The organism is Mycobacterium novum, from assembly GCF_010726505.1.
In the GTDB taxonomy this organism is placed as follows: domain Bacteria; phylum Actinomycetota; class Actinomycetes; order Mycobacteriales; family Mycobacteriaceae; genus Mycobacterium; species Mycobacterium algericum.
Window position 1 is genome coordinate 3320927 of record NZ_AP022562.1, and the last position, 15388, is coordinate 3336314.

Sequence of the window (15388 nt, forward strand, 5' to 3'; positions counted from 1 at the left end):
CAATGGACCATGGCCGATTCGCGGTCCGCCGATCGGCGAGGCGGCATTCCCTCAGCGCGCGGCGCCGAGACCTTCAGCGTGGGGACACCGCGGGTGCTGGTGGTGGAGGATTCCGAGACGATCCGCGAGATGGTCAGCGAGGCGCTGGCCGACGCCGGCTATCTGACCGAAACCCAGCCCGACGGCCGCGGGCTCGAAGAGGTGCTGGACGGCTTCCGGCCGGATCTGGTGGTGCTTGACGTGATGTTGCCGGGCCGCGACGGGTTCGACCTGATGGAGGTGATCCTGCGTTGGGGTGAGGTCGGAGTGGTGCTGCTCACCGCGCGTGACGGACTGCCCGACCGGCTGCGCGGGCTCGACAGCGGCGCCGACGACTACGTGGTCAAGCCGTTCGAGCTGGCCGAACTGGTGTCTCGGGTCGGTGCGGTGCTGCGCCGGCGGGGCCGGCTGCCGTCAGCGGTGCAGTTCGGCGATCTGATGGTCGATGTCGACGCCGGGGTGGCCTCCCGCTCGGGGACCCCGTTGGGGTTGACCGCGACCGAACTGCGGGTGCTGGTCTACCTCGTGGAACAGCGCGGCCGCATCGTCAGCAGTGCGCAGATCCTCAATGCGGTGTGGGGGTATGAGGCCTACGACCCCAACCTGGTTCAGGTCCACATCAGCGGGTTGCGACAGAAGCTGGAGACGCACGGGCCGCGGATCCTGCACACCGTGCGCGGGATCGGTTACCGGCTGCAGCTGTCGGCCTCATGACCGCCACCCCGTCGTTGCGCCGGCGTTTGACGGTGATGGTGCTGGCACTGCTGGCGGTGTTGATGCTGACCATGGGGCTGGTGATCAACGCCACGCTCACCGCGCTGGAGAATCACAGTCTGCAGGAGCGGCTGGCGTTGGCCACGCAGCGTGCGGATTCCCTCGTCGCACTGGGTGTTTCGCCGGAACAACTGGCCGATCAACTCAACGGCGGCATCATCAGTGCACTCGTCGTCGCCGTGGACGGGTCCAGCTACGGCGACCCCGCTATCGAGCCCGACGCCACCACCGGATCGCGAGTGGCGCCCCCGCCGCTGGAGCCCGACGAGACCTCGACGGTGCTGGTGCATCCGCTGGCCTACGGCGGGCGGGTGATCCTGGTCGCCGACACCACCGAGGCCGCCGAGACGCTGAGCCGGCTGCGGCGCCTGATGGTCGGCGCCGGCCTGGGGATCCTGTTCATCGCGTCGATCCTGTTGGCCGGGGTGAGCCGGGCCATGCTCGCCCCACTGGATCGGCTCACCGATCTGGCCCGTGACATCACCACCGGTGACCGCGGACGACGGCTGCGTCCCGACCGGCAGCGAACCGAACTGGGCCGCGCGGCAAGTGCTTTCGACGACATGCTCGACGAGCTGGAGGATTCCGAGAAGCGCGCGCAGCGAGCCGCCGAAGCTGCCCGGCGCGCCGAGGCCGCAGTCCGGCGATTCCTCGCCGATGCCGCCCACGAGCTGCGCACCCCGATCGCCGGCATGCAGGCCGCCGCCGAGCAGATCGCCGGCAATGTCGGCCAGGACGTCGGGCTGGACGCCGGGCTGGACACGGTCGAGCCCGAAGTGCTCCGCCAGCACCGCCGCGCCACCCTGCTGCTCACCGAGGCGCGCCGCGCCACCCGGCTGGTCACCGACATGCTCGACTTGAGCTACATCGACGCCGGGCTGCCCCTGGAACTCAAAGACATCGATCTGGTCGGCATCGTCGACACCCAGCTGGACCGGGCGGCGCTGTTGGCGCCGCAACTGCGCCTGGGCCGCACCGGTGTGGACACCCTGACCGTCCGGGCCGATCCGACCCGGCTGGCTCAGATCCTGTCCAATCTGCTGGACAACTCCCGCCGTTACACCCCGCCGGGCGGGAGCATCATGGTAGATGTGGCGCGCCTCGGCGAGCGCGCCGAGGTAACGGTCACCGACACCGGGATCGGCGTCCGCGGCGAGGACGCCGAGCGGATCTTCGACCGGTTGGTGCGCCTGGACAGTGCCCGCGGACGGGATCACGGGGGAGCCGGTCTGGGCCTGCCGATCGCGCGGGCACTTGCCGACGCACACGGCGGCCGGCTGGGCTGTGTCCCGCGGGACGGTGGGGCCTGTTTCCGGCTGACCCTGCCGCTGCGCGCAGTTTCCGGCCGATAGCTGGCAGATTGCGGACGAATTGGGTACAACGGTGCGATGGAAAGTTGGCCACAGCTGTGGAGTCGCTCGCCGATGTTGCAGGAGGCGATGGCTCGGCGGCTGCATCGCAGGTCCGAGGCCACTGGGCGAATCAAGCTGCCGGCGGTTCCGGGCATGGTCGATGAGTATGTCCGGATGTGCGAGACGATGTTCGCAGCGCTGGGTACCCCGCTCGACACCCAGCAACGGGATCACCTGCAGAAAGTCCTGCAAACAGAGGCGGAAGCGGCGTTTTCGGGCTCGCCGCGCTCATACATCATCATCAGCTATGAGGTGCCGGTCGGCAGCGTCCTCAACTACTGGGTCCGCGCCGAATGGCAGTCGATCGAAGCGGGGTACGAGAGCTGGGTCGCCCTTCGCGAGCCGCCCTTGTTCGGCACCGAGCCCGATGCCCGCGTGTGGGCGCTGGCCGGCGAGGCCACCGATCCGGAGAACTGCCGGGTGCTCGACATCGGAGCCGGCACCGGGCGCAACAGTCTGGCGCTGGCCCGGCGCGGACACCCGGTGGACGCGGTCGAGATGACGCCGCTGTTCGCCGACGGCATTCGCGCGGACGCGCAGCGCGACGGGCTCGGGGTCCGCGTGATTCAACGGGATGTCTTCACAGCCGGCGACGAACTGGGCAGTGATTACCAGTTGATCGTGCTCTCGGAGGTCACGCCGGATTTCCGAAGTACCGGGCAGCTTCGCGACATGTTCGAGCTGGCCGCCCGTCGGCTGGCCCCGGGCGGGCGTCTGGTTTTCAACGTGTTCTTGGCCCGGGATGGCTATCTGCCCGACGCGGCCGCCCGCGAACTGAGCCAGCAGTGCTACAACATGTTCTTCACCTGGGACGAGATGCACGGTGCCGCAGCCGGGCTGGGCCTGCAGCTGGTCGCCGACGATTCGGTTCACGACTACGAGAAGACGCATCTGCCCGAGGGCGCCTGGCCACCTACCGGTTGGTACACCGAGTGGACCCGCGGCCAAGACGTGTTCGACGTCGCGCCGGCCGCCTGCCCCATCGAGATGCGTTGGCTGGTTTACCGCAAGCCTGCCCAGGCCGGCGAGGCTACGATGGCGCGATGAGCGTCACTTTGACCGCCCGCGACGCGGAACGGCGGGACTTCTGGAGCGCACTGTGCCCCCAATTGTCGATCGACGGCGATGCCGTGGCGGTACCCGCCGCGGTCGGTGCGACCGACCCGCTGCTGGTGACCCTCAAACGAGAGGGCTACATCCGGGTACCCGGCGCGCTGCCCGAAGCGGTGGTCGCGCCGATCCGTGACGCGGTGTCGACGCTGTTCGGGTTGGGCATTCCGCTGCCGTTCGTGTTCGTCTACGACCAGTTATGGCGGGCATTCCAAGGACTTTCGGACTTCCTGACGGCGGTGCTCGGCGACGGTTATCGGGCGTTGCCCGACTTCTGGGTCTGGCATGTCAAGCCCGACGAGAGCGCGGCGGGCTGGGGACCACACCGCGACCGGGTGATGCCGACGTTGGATGCCGACAACTCGCCGCACACGCTGACGGTGTGGCTGCCGTTCAGCGACGCCACCCCGCTCAACGGGTGCATGTACTTCCTGCCCGCCCACCTCGATGACCGGTTCCGGCAACGGCGTTGGGACGGCCCCGACAACACCCTGGTCCACAACCTGCAAGACATCCGCGCTGTGCCGGCCACCGCCGGCACGCTGATGGCCTGGAACCAGGCGGTGCTGCACTGGGGTGGACGGGCCAGCCGCCTGGGTGAAGCCCCGCGGATCAGCGCGGCGTTCGAGTTCCAGCGCGCCGACTCGCCGGCGTTCAACTCTCCGTTGCTCGACCCGGGCCGACTGCCGACGTTCGGTGAACGACTTGGGCTAATCGGCAAGCAGGTGCTGCAGTATCGGCACATGTATCCACTCAGCGACGACGTCGCCGCCATCGCCACGTCATTGGTGGAGCGCTTCATGCCCGGCGTCGCGCCGGTGGGGGATTCGCCGTCGGTGGGAACGGCGGTGTCGTTCTGACCGGATGTGCGCTACTGCTGCACATACCCCGGCGGGTTGACGGTGTCCACCCACAGGTCCACGCCCAGGTCGCTGCCGGGCACGCAGTCATACACCGATAGATCGGTGACGCCTGATTCGACCAGCACGTCCTCGCACAGCACCGTGTTCCCGGTGTATTCGGTCGCCGGTTTGGTCAGGATCGCGTAGGCGGCGTCGGCGTAGACCTCGGGGGTGCGGGCCCGGGCCATCGCCTCGTCGCCGCCGAGCAGGTTCTGCACTGCGGCGGTGGCGATCAGGGTGCGCGGCCACAGCGTGTTGGATGCGATGCCGTGCGAGCGCAGCTCCTCGGCGATGCCCAGCGCACACAGCGTCATCCCGAATTTCGCCATCATGTAGGCGGTGGGCTTGAGCCATTTCGGTTCCAGTCGTATCGGCGGGGACAGCGTGAGGATGTGCGGGTTCTCCCGGCCGATCATGTGCGGGATGCAGGCCTGTGACACCGCGTAGGTGCCGCGAACCTCGATGCCGTTCATCAGATCGAAGCGCTTCAGCGGAACCTCGAGGATGGACCCGAGGTTGATCGCCGAGGCGTTGTTGACGCAGATGTCGATGCCGCCGAACCGTTCGACGGTGGCCGCCACGGCACTGGTCACCGAGTCACCGTCGCGGATGTCGCCGACGATCGGCAGCGCCTGCCCGCCGGCCTCCTCGATCTCGGTGGCCGCGGTGTAGACGGTGCCGGACAGCTTCGGGTGGGGTTCGGCGGTCTTGGCGATCAGCGCGATGTTGGCGCCGTCGCGTGCGGCCCGCTTGGCGATCGCCAGGCCGATGCCGCGGCTGGCACCCGAGATGAACATGGTCTTGCCGGAGAGCGGAGCTGGATTGGCCATGGTGTCACCCTATGCCTAACCGCCGCCGGCTCCGTTCGCTGCGCGAGAAAGGCCCTGGTGCGCTTGCGGGTCGGCATCATCAGCCCGCGGCCGGTGACCACTGCGGCAGGTCCAGCTCGCCGGCAGGGGTGGCCAGCTGGGGGAATTAGAGCGCGCCACCGGTGCCGTCGGGTTGCTGCCGGTCACGCCACCTGTTGCCCACCGGTCCAGAAAGTCGTCAACAAATGATGAAGACGGCACAACTTGAGGTTGTTGCAAGTCGGGAATCTACCCCCCCTGACGGCCCTCGGCCAGCCAGCCGGGCCGCGGTCTGTATGAGATCGACCAGACCCGCGGTGCCCAGACCGCCGATCGCGGTCAGCGACGCCAACTCGGCATCGAACATACATACCTTCGGCCATACCCGAATCGGCCGACACGATCCGGCGCGTCGCCAATCGGTGCGAGGTCCGTCGAGGATTGGTAAAGATATCAATACCCGTCACTACTGTTGAAAACGTGACCACTTCCCCCGACATCATCGCCCCCGCCCTCATCGAACATCTGGAGCGACCGTGAGACGCGCCGCCGACGATGCGGAGCGCACCGACAAGGACGAGAGGCGCAAATGGCACTGAACAAAGTGGTCGAATCGGCCGCCGCGGCGGTCGCCGACATCCCGGACGGCGCCAGCCTGGCCGTCGGTGGCTTCGGGCTGGCCGGCATCCCGTGGTTTCTCATCGAGGCGCTGCTGCAGCAGGGCGCAACGGATCTGACCATCGTGTCCAACAACTGTGGGGTCGACGGCGCCGGGCTGGGCCTGCTGCTCGACGCGCGGCGCATCAGCCGGGTCATCGCCTCCTACGTCGGGGAGAACAAGGAATTCGCCCGCCAGTACCTGTCCGGTGAGCTGACCGTCGAACTCACTCCGCAGGGCACCCTGGCCGAACGGATGCGGGCCGGCGGCAGCGGTATCGGTGCCTTCTTCACCCCCACCGGCGTCGGGACCGCCGTCGCCGACGGCGGACTGCCCTGGCGATATCACCCGGATGGCAGCGTTGCCCTTGCCTCGCCGCCCAAGGAGGTCCGCAACTTCCGCGGCACCGACATGGTGCTCGAAGAAGGGATCGTCACCGACTACGCATTGGTGCGCGCGGCGGTCACCGACCGGGCGGGCAACTGTCAATTCCATGCGGCCGCACGTAATTTCAACCCGCCGGCGGCGATGTCCGGTCAGATCACCATCGTCGAGGCCGAGCGGGTCGTCGAGGTCGGGGAACTACACCCCGACGCGGTCCATCTGCCCGGGATCTTCGTCAAGCGGATCCTGGAACTCACCGCCGAGCAGGCCGCCCGCAAAGACATCGAGAAACGCACCACCCGACAGCAGGAGACGATCCGATGAGCTGGACCCGCGACCAGATGGCCGCCCGGGCGGCACAGGAACTGCACGACGGCGACTACGTCAACCTCGGCATCGGTCTGCCCACGCTGATTCCCGGCTACCTTCCCGAGGGTTCGACCATCACGCTGCACGCCGAGAACGGCATCCTCGGTGTCGGGCCGTTCCCCTACGACGACGAGGTCGACCCGGACTTGATCAACGCGGGCAAGCAGACCGTCACCGTGCTGCCCGGGGCATCGTTTTTCGACTCGGCGACGAGTTTCGCGATGATCCGCGGCGGGCACGTCGACGCGGCCGTGCTGGGTGCCATGCAGGTCGCCGGCAACGGTGACCTGGCCAACTGGATGGTGCCCGGCGCCATGGTCAAGGGCATGGGCGGCGCGATGGATCTGGTCAGCGGGGTCGAACGGGTCATCGTGCTCACCGAGCACGTCACCAAAACCGGTGCTGCCAAACTGGTTACGATTTGCGATCTACCGCTGACCGGCCGCGGTGTGGTGAGGCGGGTGGTCACCGATCTCGGGGTGTTCGACGTCACCGGCGTCGGCTTCGCGGTGGTGGAACTGGCGCCGGGAGTGAGTTACGACGAGGTGGTGGCGAAAACCGGAGCGCCGGTGACCCCTCACCGCAGCAGCGAGTTGAGCGCGTAGCGGGTCTGCAGGCCGATGTAGTCGTCGAGGCTGTACAACTCGCCGAAGTGCCAGTGCTTGAGCGCCCAGCCGTGGGCCAGCAGCATGATGTCGAACACCATCAGATCCACATTCACCTCGGCGAATGTTCCCGCGGCGATCCCGGCCTCGATCGCAGTGCGAAGCGGTGCCGCACTGGCGATCTCGAGCTCTTTGATCTGGGTCCGCCCGGCCGCGTTCAGGGTGCGGCTCTCCCGATAGGTCAGCACGACCGCATCGAGATTCTCGTCGACGATCTCGATATAGCGCCGGATTCCGGCGGTCAACTGGGCGACCGGATCGGTACCGGCCGCCGCGATCACCGGGGCGAGCTGATCGACGAACGCCTCCTGGATCCGCACGATCGTCGCCAGCAACAGATCCTCTTTGCCGCCGAAATACTTGTAGATCAGCCCGACGCTGACATTGGCTTCGGCCGCCAGATCCTGCATGGACATCTGATGAAAGCCGGTCTGCTGCATGACTTTCACCGCGGCGTCCAGGATCTGTCGGCGCCGGGAGTCGGTGCGGGCCGCCCGCACGGCCTCCTCGACGGGCAGCTGAGCGTAGTCGATGGCCATCAGATACCGAGATCCTTGGCGATGATCGTCTTCATGATCTCGGTCGTGCCGCCGTAGATGGTCTGGATGCGGGCGTCGACGAACGCTCGCGCCACCGGGTATTCGCGCATGTAGCCGTAGCCGCCGAACAACTGCAGGCACCGGTCGGCGGTGCGGACCTGCAGGTCGGTGGTCCACCACTTCAGCTTGGCGGCCCGCGCCGGGGTCAGCTCGCCGTCCAGGTGTGCCGCGATGCAGTCGTCGAGGAAGGTGCGAGCCACATCGAGTTCGGTGGCGATCTCGGCGAGCACGAACTGGGTGTTCTGGAAGCTCGCGATGGGGGAGCCGAACGCCTGGCGTGCCTTGACGTAGTCGAGGGTCTCGGCCAGCACGCCCTCCGCCGCGGCGACCGCACCCACCCCGAGCGACAGCCGCTCCTGGGGCAGGTTGCGCACCAGTTGATAGAAGCCCTGGCCTTCCTCGCCGAGCAGGTTGGCGGCCGGCACCCGCATATCGGTGAAGGACAGCTCGGAGGTGTCCTGGGCGTGCAGTCCGATCTTCTCCAGGTTGCGCCCGCGGTGAAAGCCCGGGGTGTCGCCGGAGACCACCAGCAGCGACAGGCCCCGGTGCCGGTCCTCGCCGGTGCGCACCGCGACCACGAACAGATCACCGGTCTGGCCGTTGGAGATGAAGGTCTTGGCGCCGTTGACCACGTAGAAGTCGCCTTGTGAATCAGATTGGCGGCGGGCGGTGGTGCGGATACCGGCCAAGTCGCTGCCGGTGCCGGGTTCGGTCATCGCGATACCGAGCACGGTCTCGCCGGTCACCACCCCGGGCAGCCAGCGGCGCTGCTGCTCGGGCGTGGTCAGGTCGGTCAGGTAGGGCAGCACCACGTCGTTCTGCAGCGAGAACGCGACGGCCTCGGCGGCGGCGCCGGCCCGCTGCAACTCCTCGATGACGATCGCGTGGTAGCGGTAGTCGTGCACGCCGGGCCCGCCGAACTCCTCGGGGACCGGGAATCCCAACAGGCCGAGCTCGCCGGCCGCGGCGAACAGCGAGCGGTCCCACGCGCTGGAACGCTCCCAGTCCTGGTGGGCCGGGACGACGGTTCGCTGCACGAAGTCGGCGACCGTCTCGCGGAACTGCTGATGTTCGGGGGTATAGCTCAGCGCCATCGGAGTTGCCCTGGTCAGTTGAATGCCGCAAGCCCGGTGAAGGCTTTGCCCAGGACCAGTTGGTGCATCTCGGGGGTGCCCTCGTAGGTCAGCACCGACTCCAGGTTGACCATGTGCCGGATGACCGGGTACTCCAACGAGATCCCGTTGCCGCCCAGGATGGTTCGTGCGGTGCGGCAGATCTCGATCGCTTCGCGGGTGTTGTTGAGTTTGCCGAAGCTGACCTGCTCGGGCCGCAGGCCGACGGAGTCCTTGAGTCGTCCCAGGTGCAGCGAGAGCAGCTGGCCCTTGTGCAGCTCGACGGCGGTGTCGGCGAGTTTGGCCTGGGTGAGCTGGAATCCGGCGATGGGTTTGCCGAACTGGGTGCGCGCCGTGGCGTAGTCGCGGGCGGCCTGCCAGGCTGAGCGGGCCGCACCCATTGCGCCCCAGACGATCCCATAGCGGGCCTCGGACAGGCACTCCAGCGGCCCCTTGACCCCGCGTGCCTGCGGCAACATCGCCTCGGCCGGCAGCCGCACGTCGTCGAGCACCAGTTCGCTGGTGATCGAGGCGCGCAGCGACAGCTTGTGATGAATCGTGTTCGCCGTGAACCCGGGGGAGTCGGTGGGAACCACGAAGCCGCGGATGCCGTCGTCGGTGGCCGCCCACACCACCGCGACGTCGGCGATTGATCCGTTGGTGATCCACATCTTGCGGCCATTGAGTATCCAGTCGGAGCCGTCGCGCCTGGCGCGGGTCTTCATGGCGGCCGGATCGGAGCCGACGTCGGGTTCGGTCAGGCCGAAGCAGCCGATGAGCTCCCCGGTGGCCATGCCCGGCAGCCACCGCTGCTTCTGCTCCTCGGAACCGTTGTGGTGGATGGCGAACATCGCCAGCGAGCCCTGCACACTGACCAGCGAGCGGATACCGGAGTCGGCGGCCTCGAGTTCGACGCAGGCCAGCCCGTAATGCACCGCGGACGCGCCGCCGCAGCCGTAGCCGTGCAGGTGCATCCCGAGCAGGCCCAGCTTGCCGAACTCGCGGGCGAGTTCGCGGGCAGGCAGGTCGCCGATCTCGAACCATTCGCCGACGTGGGGCAGCACGTGCTCGGCGCAGAACTTCGCGACGGTGTCGCGCACCGCGATCTCGTCATCGGACAGCAGTGAATCCAGGCTCAGCGGGTCGAGCGCATCGAAGGCGGGGCTGCTGTCGGTCGCCATCAGCTCATCCTGCCATCGTCAGCCCCCCGGCTGACGCTGATCACCTGTCCGGTGATGAACGAGGCGGCATCCGAGGCGAAGAACAGCACCGGCGCGGCGACCTCCTCGGGGCGGGCCAGCCGCCGGAACGGGACCGCTTTGATCAGCGCCTCTTTCAGCTTCTCCGGTTGGGCATCGAAGAGCGGGGTGTCGGTGGGGCCGGGGCAGACGCAGTTGACGGTGATCTCGTGCCGCGCCATCTCGCGGGCCAGTGAGTTGGTCAGCGCGATGACGCCGCCCTTGGCGCCGGCATAGATCGTCTCCCCGGCGCTGCCGACCCGGCCGGCGTCGCTGGCCAGGTTCACGATGCGGCCACCGCCGCCGGCCTCGATCATCCCGGGCAGGAAAGCGCTGCACACGTGCACCGGGCCGAGGTAGTTGATCGCCACCACCTTTTCGGCGAATTCCGTGGTGGCGTTGAGGAACTGGTCGGTGCGATCCCAGCCGGCCGCGTTGACCACGACGGTGGGAACACCGACCTCGGCGTGGGTGCGATCGCGCAGTTCGTCCACCCGGGCGCGGTCGGCGATATCCACCGGCAGTGCCGTCATGAGGTCCGGATACGCCCTGGCGGTGGCCTCGGCGGCTGGCTGGTCGAGATCGGCGGCCACCACCCGGTCACCGTGGCCCGCGAACGCCAGAGCGATGGCCTTGCCGATGCCCGACCCGGCGCCGGTCACCAGCGCGATGGGGGTGCTCATGCGCGGGCTCCCGGCCTACGCATCGGGCGGTCAACGCCTCCATGTGAGGTTGCGTTCAGGCCGAATGAATAAGAATTCATTGGCGGTGAATGTATATTCGGATCGCGGGCGGTGTCAAGCGCGGACATCGACGAGCTATCACTCGCACGAGGAGCCTGCCGGCGAGGCCGATGCTTCCGGTGTCCCCGGCGCGCTTACGACGTAAACTAACGGTTGGTGCGCCACGTGGCTCCCCGACGATCGGCGCCGGAGTCGTTGCCGTTGTCGAGTGAAATGGGTGGTCTGAGTGGATGCCGACGACAGCGCTGCGCAGCGGCCCGGGGACGCTGCGGGAGCCGACATCGTCGATGGGATCCGGCCGCTGTCGCAGTTGAGCCGTGACGCGATTCTGGAGACGGCCATCGAGTTCATCGATCGTCAGGGCCTGTCGAAGTTGACCATGCGCCGGCTGGGGACGGCCTGCGGAGTCGAGGCGATGGCGCTCTACCGCTACGTCCACAGCAGGGGCGACCTGCTGACCGGCGTCGTCGACCACATCGTCGACCGGCTCTACGCCGACCAACTCGCCGCCCGGCGACAAGAGGACGGCTGGCAGGACTATCTGATGCGGCTCGCGCACGGCGTGCGCCAGATCGCCCTCGACCACCCGGAGGTTTTCCCCCTGGTGGCCACCCAGGCCCCGGAGGCGCCGTGGGTTCGTCCGCCGCTGCGCAGCCTGCGCTGGATGGAAAGCTTCCTCGACACGCTGATCTCCTACGGATTCGACGACGGCGCCGCCGTGGATGCCTACCGCTCCTACACCACGTTCCTGATCGGACACCTGTTGTTGGAGGTGTCTGCGCGCGGCGCGGAGCTGCACCCTGACGAGGCCCTCCTCGACGAGGGTGAACGTCCTGCGCGCGACCTGACGAGCTACCCGAACCTGCAGCGATTGCAGCCGATGTTGTCCGAAGATCACAGCGGCATCGAGTTCGAAGAGGCGCTGGAAGCCATGCTCGACCGGCTCGAACTGCTGCACTCCCGGGTCTGAGGCGCCCGCCCCAGCTACGGGTTTACGTTGTAAACACCGTGGGTATGTTGCGTGTCGCAATGTCGGCACGAGTGTGGGAGGAGCTTCACGATGGGACTGGCGGACAAGGCGAAGAACGCAGCGGAGGACGTCGCGGGCAAGGCCAAGGAGGCTGTCGGCAACGTCACCGGCAGTGACGACCTCCGGAACGAGGGCAAAGCCGACCAGGGCAAGTCCAGCCTGAAGAAGGCCGGCGAGAACATCAAGGACGCCTTCAAGGATTGAGCCGGAGAGAATGCGCGCCCCGCCCGACGGTGAATCCGGGCGGGGCGCGTCTCCCTCACGGTGGCGGCAGTGCCCTCATGGTGGCGGCAGAAGGCAGGGGAGCGGGGATGACGGCGGTGCGACGATTGCTCTGGCCGGTGGCGCTGATGGTCTTGCTCGCGGGCGCGATTGTGCTGTTGGCGCCGGTGTCGGTCGCCGATGGTGACGGCGGCTCGATCGGCTGCGGCAATGCCGTCGCCGCGGATTTCTCCGTCGCGCTGGACGCCAACGCCGAAAGCGTGGCCACCGCCGTGATCGCCGGCCAGGGTGGCCCGCACACCAACTACGTGGCCGGATGCCGGTCCTCGCTGTCGGCCCGGCGCGCCTGGGCCCTGGCGCTGGTGTCGATCGGGGCCATCGCCGCCGCGGTCGGGTTTACAACGTAAACAAACTGGCGTAACTTCATCCGCATGCTGTTCGGTTTACGCCGTAAACTCGGTCGCTGTTCGGCATGGCTCGGCTCGGTGGTCACACCGGGCGGGACGGCGAGTGACGGGGCCGGTGCGATCGCCACCGACACCGGTCTTCCCGTTCGGCTCGGCGAGGCGTTGACCTCGGTGGCGGCCCGTCCGGACATGGAACTTCGTGTCGTCCTGGAGCGCAGCGGTCCAGCGCTGGTGGTCGCCGCCAGTGGCAGCGTCGACGCCTCCAATGTGGAGGTCTGGCGGCGACTGGTTAACGAGGCCGCCGCCGTCACGCACGGCCCCGGGCCACTGGTCATCGACAGCAGCGGACTCGAGTTCATGGGCATCTGCGCGTTCGCCGTGCTGGTCGAGGAAGCGGCCCGGTGTCGCCGACGGGGTGTCAGCCTCCGGTTGGTGAGCAGCCAACCCCTCGTCGGCCGGGTCGTGAACGCAGCGGGGCTGCACAGCGAGTTGGCGTTCTGCGTGACCATCGACGAGGCGCTAGGCGACACACCGCGGGAAGATCCGGGACCGGTCCGCGGATCCAGCGCCTAGCGCCGGGTCGACCGGGGTCGTTCGCCGCGCGACTCACCGGGCCAGGTTACCGCCGGAAATAGCGTCGTGACCGACGCTGTTGAGCAAGGCAGCGTGCGGTCACTGCGCGTAGGCGTCGATCACAGTCCTAGGATCACAGAAGGAGTCCGGGTGGCAATGGCGATCGGTCTGCTGGAAATCGAGTCATCGGCTGGTCCGGTTGTGGGCACCGCGACAGAAGGGACTGCAGCGATCGAGATGGCTGACGGCGAAAGTGCGACCGAAACCGAGACGAAGGGTCCCGTTCGTTCCGACGAGACCGACGAGCAACTGACGGCGCGCTTCGAACGTGACGCGATCCCGATGCTCGATCAGCTCTACGGCGGTGCGCTGCGGATGACACGCAATCCGGCCGACGCCGAGGATCTGTTGCAGGAGACGATGGTCAAGGCCTACGCCGGGTTCCGGTCCTTCAGGGCCGGCACCAACCTCAAGGCCTGGCTGTACCGGATCCTGACCAACACCTACATCAACAGCTATCGCAAGAAGCAGCGCAAGCCGGCCGAGTACCCGACCGACGAGATCACCGACTGGCAACTGGCGGCGACCGCCGAGCACTCGTCGACGGGTCTACGCTCGGCTGAGGTCGAGGCATTGGAGTCGCTGCCGGACACCGAGATCAAGGACGCGCTGCAGCAGCTTCCCGAAGAATTCCGGATGGCGGTGTACTACGCCGACGTCGAAGGGTTCCCCTACAAGGAGATCGCCGAGATCATGGATACGCCGATCGGCACGGTGATGTCGCGGCTGCACCGCGGCAGGCGCCAGTTGCGCAGTCTGTTGGCCGACGTCGCACGCGACCGGGGGTTCATCCGTGGCGGCCAATCGGAGGAGGTGTCGTCGTGACCGAGCAAACCAGCGGATGCACCACGCCGGGACCCGACGGGCCGGCTGCCGACTGTTCCGAGGTCATCGCCGAGGTATGGACGTTGCTCGACGGCGAATGCACCGCCGAGACCAGGGCCAAGCTGCGCCGGCACCTCGAGGAATGCCCCGGCTGCCTGCGGCACTACGGGGTCGAGGAACGGATCAAGGCGCTAATCGCCCGCAAATGCAGTGGCGACCGGGCGCCGCGGCAACTCTACGAACGGGTCCGGCTGGAGATCAGCCGCACCACGATCATCCACCGCGAGGGCTGAGGGAGGGGCCGCGCCCGTCAGGACGACGTTTTAAGCGTTGGGGCGCTTGCCGTGGTTGGCCTTGCTGTGCTTGCGATCGCGCTTCTTGCGGCCACGCTTTGCCATGATCCACCCTCCTAGCAGGTATTCCGGCTGGAAAGTCTCTCACACGACCGGGTGTGACGCGGTGGCGGGGCTTGCACCCCGCCACCGCATCGGCCCGTCGGGCGCCCAACCGCGCCAGCGCCTCAGTGGAAGGTCCGCGCCCCCGCCAGGGTTTGTGGTACGGGTGCGACCGGCGCCGGCGGCGTCTCGAGTGCGGGCGCGCCGGGCACGGTGGCGCCGGGCGGGGTCAGCGAACTGACGTCGCTCGGCATGATCGAGCCGACCCCGGGCACCACGCGGTTCAACATGCCGTTGAGCGCCTGCAGGAAGGAGTTGGCGGCGTTCACGCCCGCCGATGAGCCTCCTACGGCCGGCCCGGGCAGCGCCGGGGCGCCGATCGGGGCCGGAATCGGCATCGGGTCATCGACCAGCGCCGGGGCGGCTTTGGCCGAAGCGACGCCGAATCCGAGCGTGGCCAGCGTCATCGCGCCGGCGCAGATCAGCGGCAAGCGGATCCGGGGGTTGGCAAATCGGTTCACAATCACAGGCGCTACTCCTCAAGTTCGACTTCGACTGTTGCCGCGTCACGGCGAATACGTCACGCGTTCGAAACACTCGAGTAACGGTGCTATGCAATTGTCACAGGAGAAACACGACACGATCACGGATCGAACTCTCTACGTCCTCTTAATTGTCTTGGAGTTCGCTTACCCGTGCGCCCCGGTCAGGTCAGGCCGGGGGTTGTGGTTCCATAAGACGAAGGATTTCGGGGACCAGGGAATCGTTGACTGGATGATGAACGAGGTGAAGATGGCCGAGGACGTTCGCGCGGAGATCGTGGCCAGCGTGCTCGAAGTCGTGGTCCACGAGGGCGAACAGATCAACGAGGGCGACACCGTGGTGTTGCTGGAGTCGATGAAGATGGAGATCCCGGTGCTGGCCGAGACCGCGGGCACCGTCAGCAAGGTCGCCGTGAAGGTCGGCGACGTCATCCAGGCCGGCGATCTCATCGCCGTGATCGGCTGATCGCAGCGTCCCGCG

19 protein-coding genes and 1 pseudogene are annotated in these 15388 nt (G+C 67.6%); 13 read left to right on the forward strand and 7 right to left on the reverse strand.

Annotation, left to right across the window (positions count from 1 at the left end; all coding sequences use genetic code 11):
• Positions 1 to 9 precede the first annotated feature (9 nt).
• Genes G6N19_RS15460 through G6N19_RS15475 form a run of 4 tightly spaced genes read left to right on the forward strand, consistent with a single transcriptional unit; the run spans position 10 to position 4195 of the window.
• A complete protein-coding gene (locus G6N19_RS15460) occupies positions 10 to 753 on the forward strand; it encodes a response regulator transcription factor (protein ID WP_232062408.1) in 744 nt (247 codons plus the stop codon).
• Positions 750 to 2165 carry a sensor histidine kinase gene (locus tag G6N19_RS15465; protein WP_193465255.1) on the forward strand — a complete coding sequence of 472 codons (1416 nt, stop codon included), beginning with the start codon at positions 750 to 752 and terminating at the stop codon, positions 2163 to 2165. Before G6N19_RS15460 ends, G6N19_RS15465 begins: the two co-directional genes overlap by 4 nt.
• Positions 2166 to 2201: 36 nt before the next feature.
• Positions 2202 to 3272 (forward strand): class I SAM-dependent methyltransferase, encoded by a 1071-nt coding sequence (locus tag G6N19_RS15470; RefSeq protein WP_049792911.1) that lies wholly within the window; start codon positions 2202 to 2204, stop codon positions 3270 to 3272.
• Positions 3269 to 4195, forward strand: coding sequence for a phytanoyl-CoA dioxygenase family protein (locus G6N19_RS15475; RefSeq protein ID WP_013829879.1), 927 nt, complete (start codon positions 3269 to 3271; stop codon positions 4193 to 4195). The genes G6N19_RS15470 and G6N19_RS15475 overlap by 4 nt, the downstream gene beginning before the upstream one ends.
• Before the next feature lie 11 nt (positions 4196 to 4206).
• On the opposite strand, the gene G6N19_RS15480 is transcribed toward G6N19_RS15475, so the two are convergent.
• Positions 4207 to 5067 (reverse strand): SDR family oxidoreductase, encoded by an 861-nt coding sequence (locus G6N19_RS15480; protein ID WP_013829878.1) that lies wholly within the window; start codon positions 5065 to 5067, stop codon positions 4207 to 4209.
• A 607-nt stretch (positions 5068 to 5674) separates the two neighbouring features.
• Here G6N19_RS15480 and G6N19_RS15485 point away from each other — a divergent pair.
• Both G6N19_RS15485 and G6N19_RS15490 read left to right on the forward strand, forming a co-directional pair.
• Positions 5675 to 6451 (forward strand): CoA transferase subunit A, encoded by a 777-nt coding sequence (locus G6N19_RS15485; RefSeq protein ID WP_193465256.1) that lies wholly within the window; start codon positions 5675 to 5677, stop codon positions 6449 to 6451.
• Positions 6448 to 7101 carry a CoA transferase subunit B gene (locus G6N19_RS15490; RefSeq protein WP_193465257.1) on the forward strand — a complete coding sequence of 218 codons (654 nt, stop codon included), beginning with the start codon at positions 6448 to 6450 and terminating at the stop codon, positions 7099 to 7101. Before G6N19_RS15485 ends, G6N19_RS15490 begins: the two co-directional genes overlap by 4 nt.
• Here G6N19_RS15490 and G6N19_RS15495 read toward each other — a convergent pair.
• The 4 genes and pseudogenes from G6N19_RS15495 to G6N19_RS15510 form a co-directional block, all read right to left on the reverse strand.
• Positions 7074 to 7700, reverse strand: coding sequence for a TetR/AcrR family transcriptional regulator (locus G6N19_RS15495; RefSeq protein WP_013829874.1), 627 nt, complete (start codon positions 7698 to 7700; stop codon positions 7074 to 7076). The two genes, G6N19_RS15490 and G6N19_RS15495, sit on opposite strands and share 28 nt — an antisense overlap.
• Entirely contained in the window at positions 7700 to 8854 is a 1155-nt protein-coding gene (locus tag G6N19_RS15500; protein ID WP_013829873.1) for an acyl-CoA dehydrogenase family protein, read from the reverse strand. Before G6N19_RS15500 ends, G6N19_RS15495 begins: the two co-directional genes overlap by 1 nt.
• Before the next feature lie 14 nt (positions 8855 to 8868).
• Complete coding sequence (locus G6N19_RS15505) at positions 8869 to 10053, reverse strand: acyl-CoA dehydrogenase family protein (RefSeq protein ID WP_013829872.1); 1185 nt, start codon at positions 10051 to 10053, stop codon at positions 8869 to 8871.
• 4 nt (positions 10054 to 10057) lie between these two features.
• A pseudogene (locus G6N19_RS15510) lies at positions 10058 to 10793 on the reverse strand (SDR family NAD(P)-dependent oxidoreductase).
• Positions 10794 to 11079: 286 nt separating this feature from the next.
• Here G6N19_RS15510 and G6N19_RS15515 point away from each other — a divergent pair.
• The 6 genes from G6N19_RS15515 (at position 11080) to rsrA (ending at position 14263) form a co-directional block, all read left to right on the forward strand.
• Complete coding sequence (locus G6N19_RS15515) at positions 11080 to 11823, forward strand: TetR/AcrR family transcriptional regulator (protein ID WP_013829870.1); 744 nt, start codon at positions 11080 to 11082, stop codon at positions 11821 to 11823.
• Between the two features lie 90 nt (positions 11824 to 11913).
• Positions 11914 to 12087, forward strand: coding sequence for a CsbD family protein (locus tag G6N19_RS15520; RefSeq protein WP_013829869.1), 174 nt, complete (start codon positions 11914 to 11916; stop codon positions 12085 to 12087).
• Between the two features lie 107 nt (positions 12088 to 12194).
• The gene (locus G6N19_RS15525) at positions 12195 to 12512 is read left to right on the forward strand and encodes an aminopeptidase (protein ID WP_193465258.1); all 318 of its coding nucleotides are present in this window, start codon (positions 12195 to 12197) and stop codon (positions 12510 to 12512) included.
• A 24-nt stretch (positions 12513 to 12536) separates the two neighbouring features.
• The gene (locus G6N19_RS15530) at positions 12537 to 13085 is read left to right on the forward strand and encodes an anti-sigma factor antagonist (protein ID WP_232062409.1); all 549 of its coding nucleotides are present in this window, start codon (positions 12537 to 12539) and stop codon (positions 13083 to 13085) included.
• A gap of 237 nt (positions 13086 to 13322) precedes the next feature.
• Positions 13323 to 13970, forward strand: coding sequence for a sigma-70 family RNA polymerase sigma factor (locus tag G6N19_RS15535; protein ID WP_193466414.1), 648 nt, complete (start codon positions 13323 to 13325; stop codon positions 13968 to 13970).
• On the forward strand, positions 13967 to 14263 hold the full coding sequence (gene rsrA, locus G6N19_RS15540; protein WP_013829865.1) for a mycothiol system anti-sigma-R factor: 297 nt from the start codon (positions 13967 to 13969) through the stop codon (positions 14261 to 14263). Before G6N19_RS15535 ends, rsrA begins: the two co-directional genes overlap by 4 nt.
• Before the next feature lie 30 nt (positions 14264 to 14293).
• Here rsrA and G6N19_RS21835 read toward each other — a convergent pair whose 3' ends face one another.
• Both G6N19_RS21835 and G6N19_RS15545 read right to left on the reverse strand, forming a co-directional pair.
• Positions 14294 to 14368 carry a 50S ribosomal protein bL37 gene (locus G6N19_RS21835; protein ID WP_011728008.1) on the reverse strand — a complete coding sequence of 25 codons (75 nt, stop codon included), beginning with the start codon at positions 14366 to 14368 and terminating at the stop codon, positions 14294 to 14296.
• A gap of 122 nt (positions 14369 to 14490) precedes the next feature.
• Positions 14491 to 14892, reverse strand: coding sequence for a hypothetical protein (locus tag G6N19_RS15545; protein ID WP_133054395.1), 402 nt, complete (start codon positions 14890 to 14892; stop codon positions 14491 to 14493).
• Positions 14893 to 15157: 265 nt separating this feature from the next.
• Between G6N19_RS15545 and G6N19_RS15550 the strand changes: the two genes are divergently transcribed.
• Positions 15158 to 15373 (forward strand): biotin/lipoyl-binding carrier protein, encoded by a 216-nt coding sequence (locus tag G6N19_RS15550; RefSeq protein ID WP_085081772.1) that lies wholly within the window; start codon positions 15158 to 15160, stop codon positions 15371 to 15373.
• The last annotated feature ends 15 nt before the right edge of the window (positions 15374 to 15388 follow it).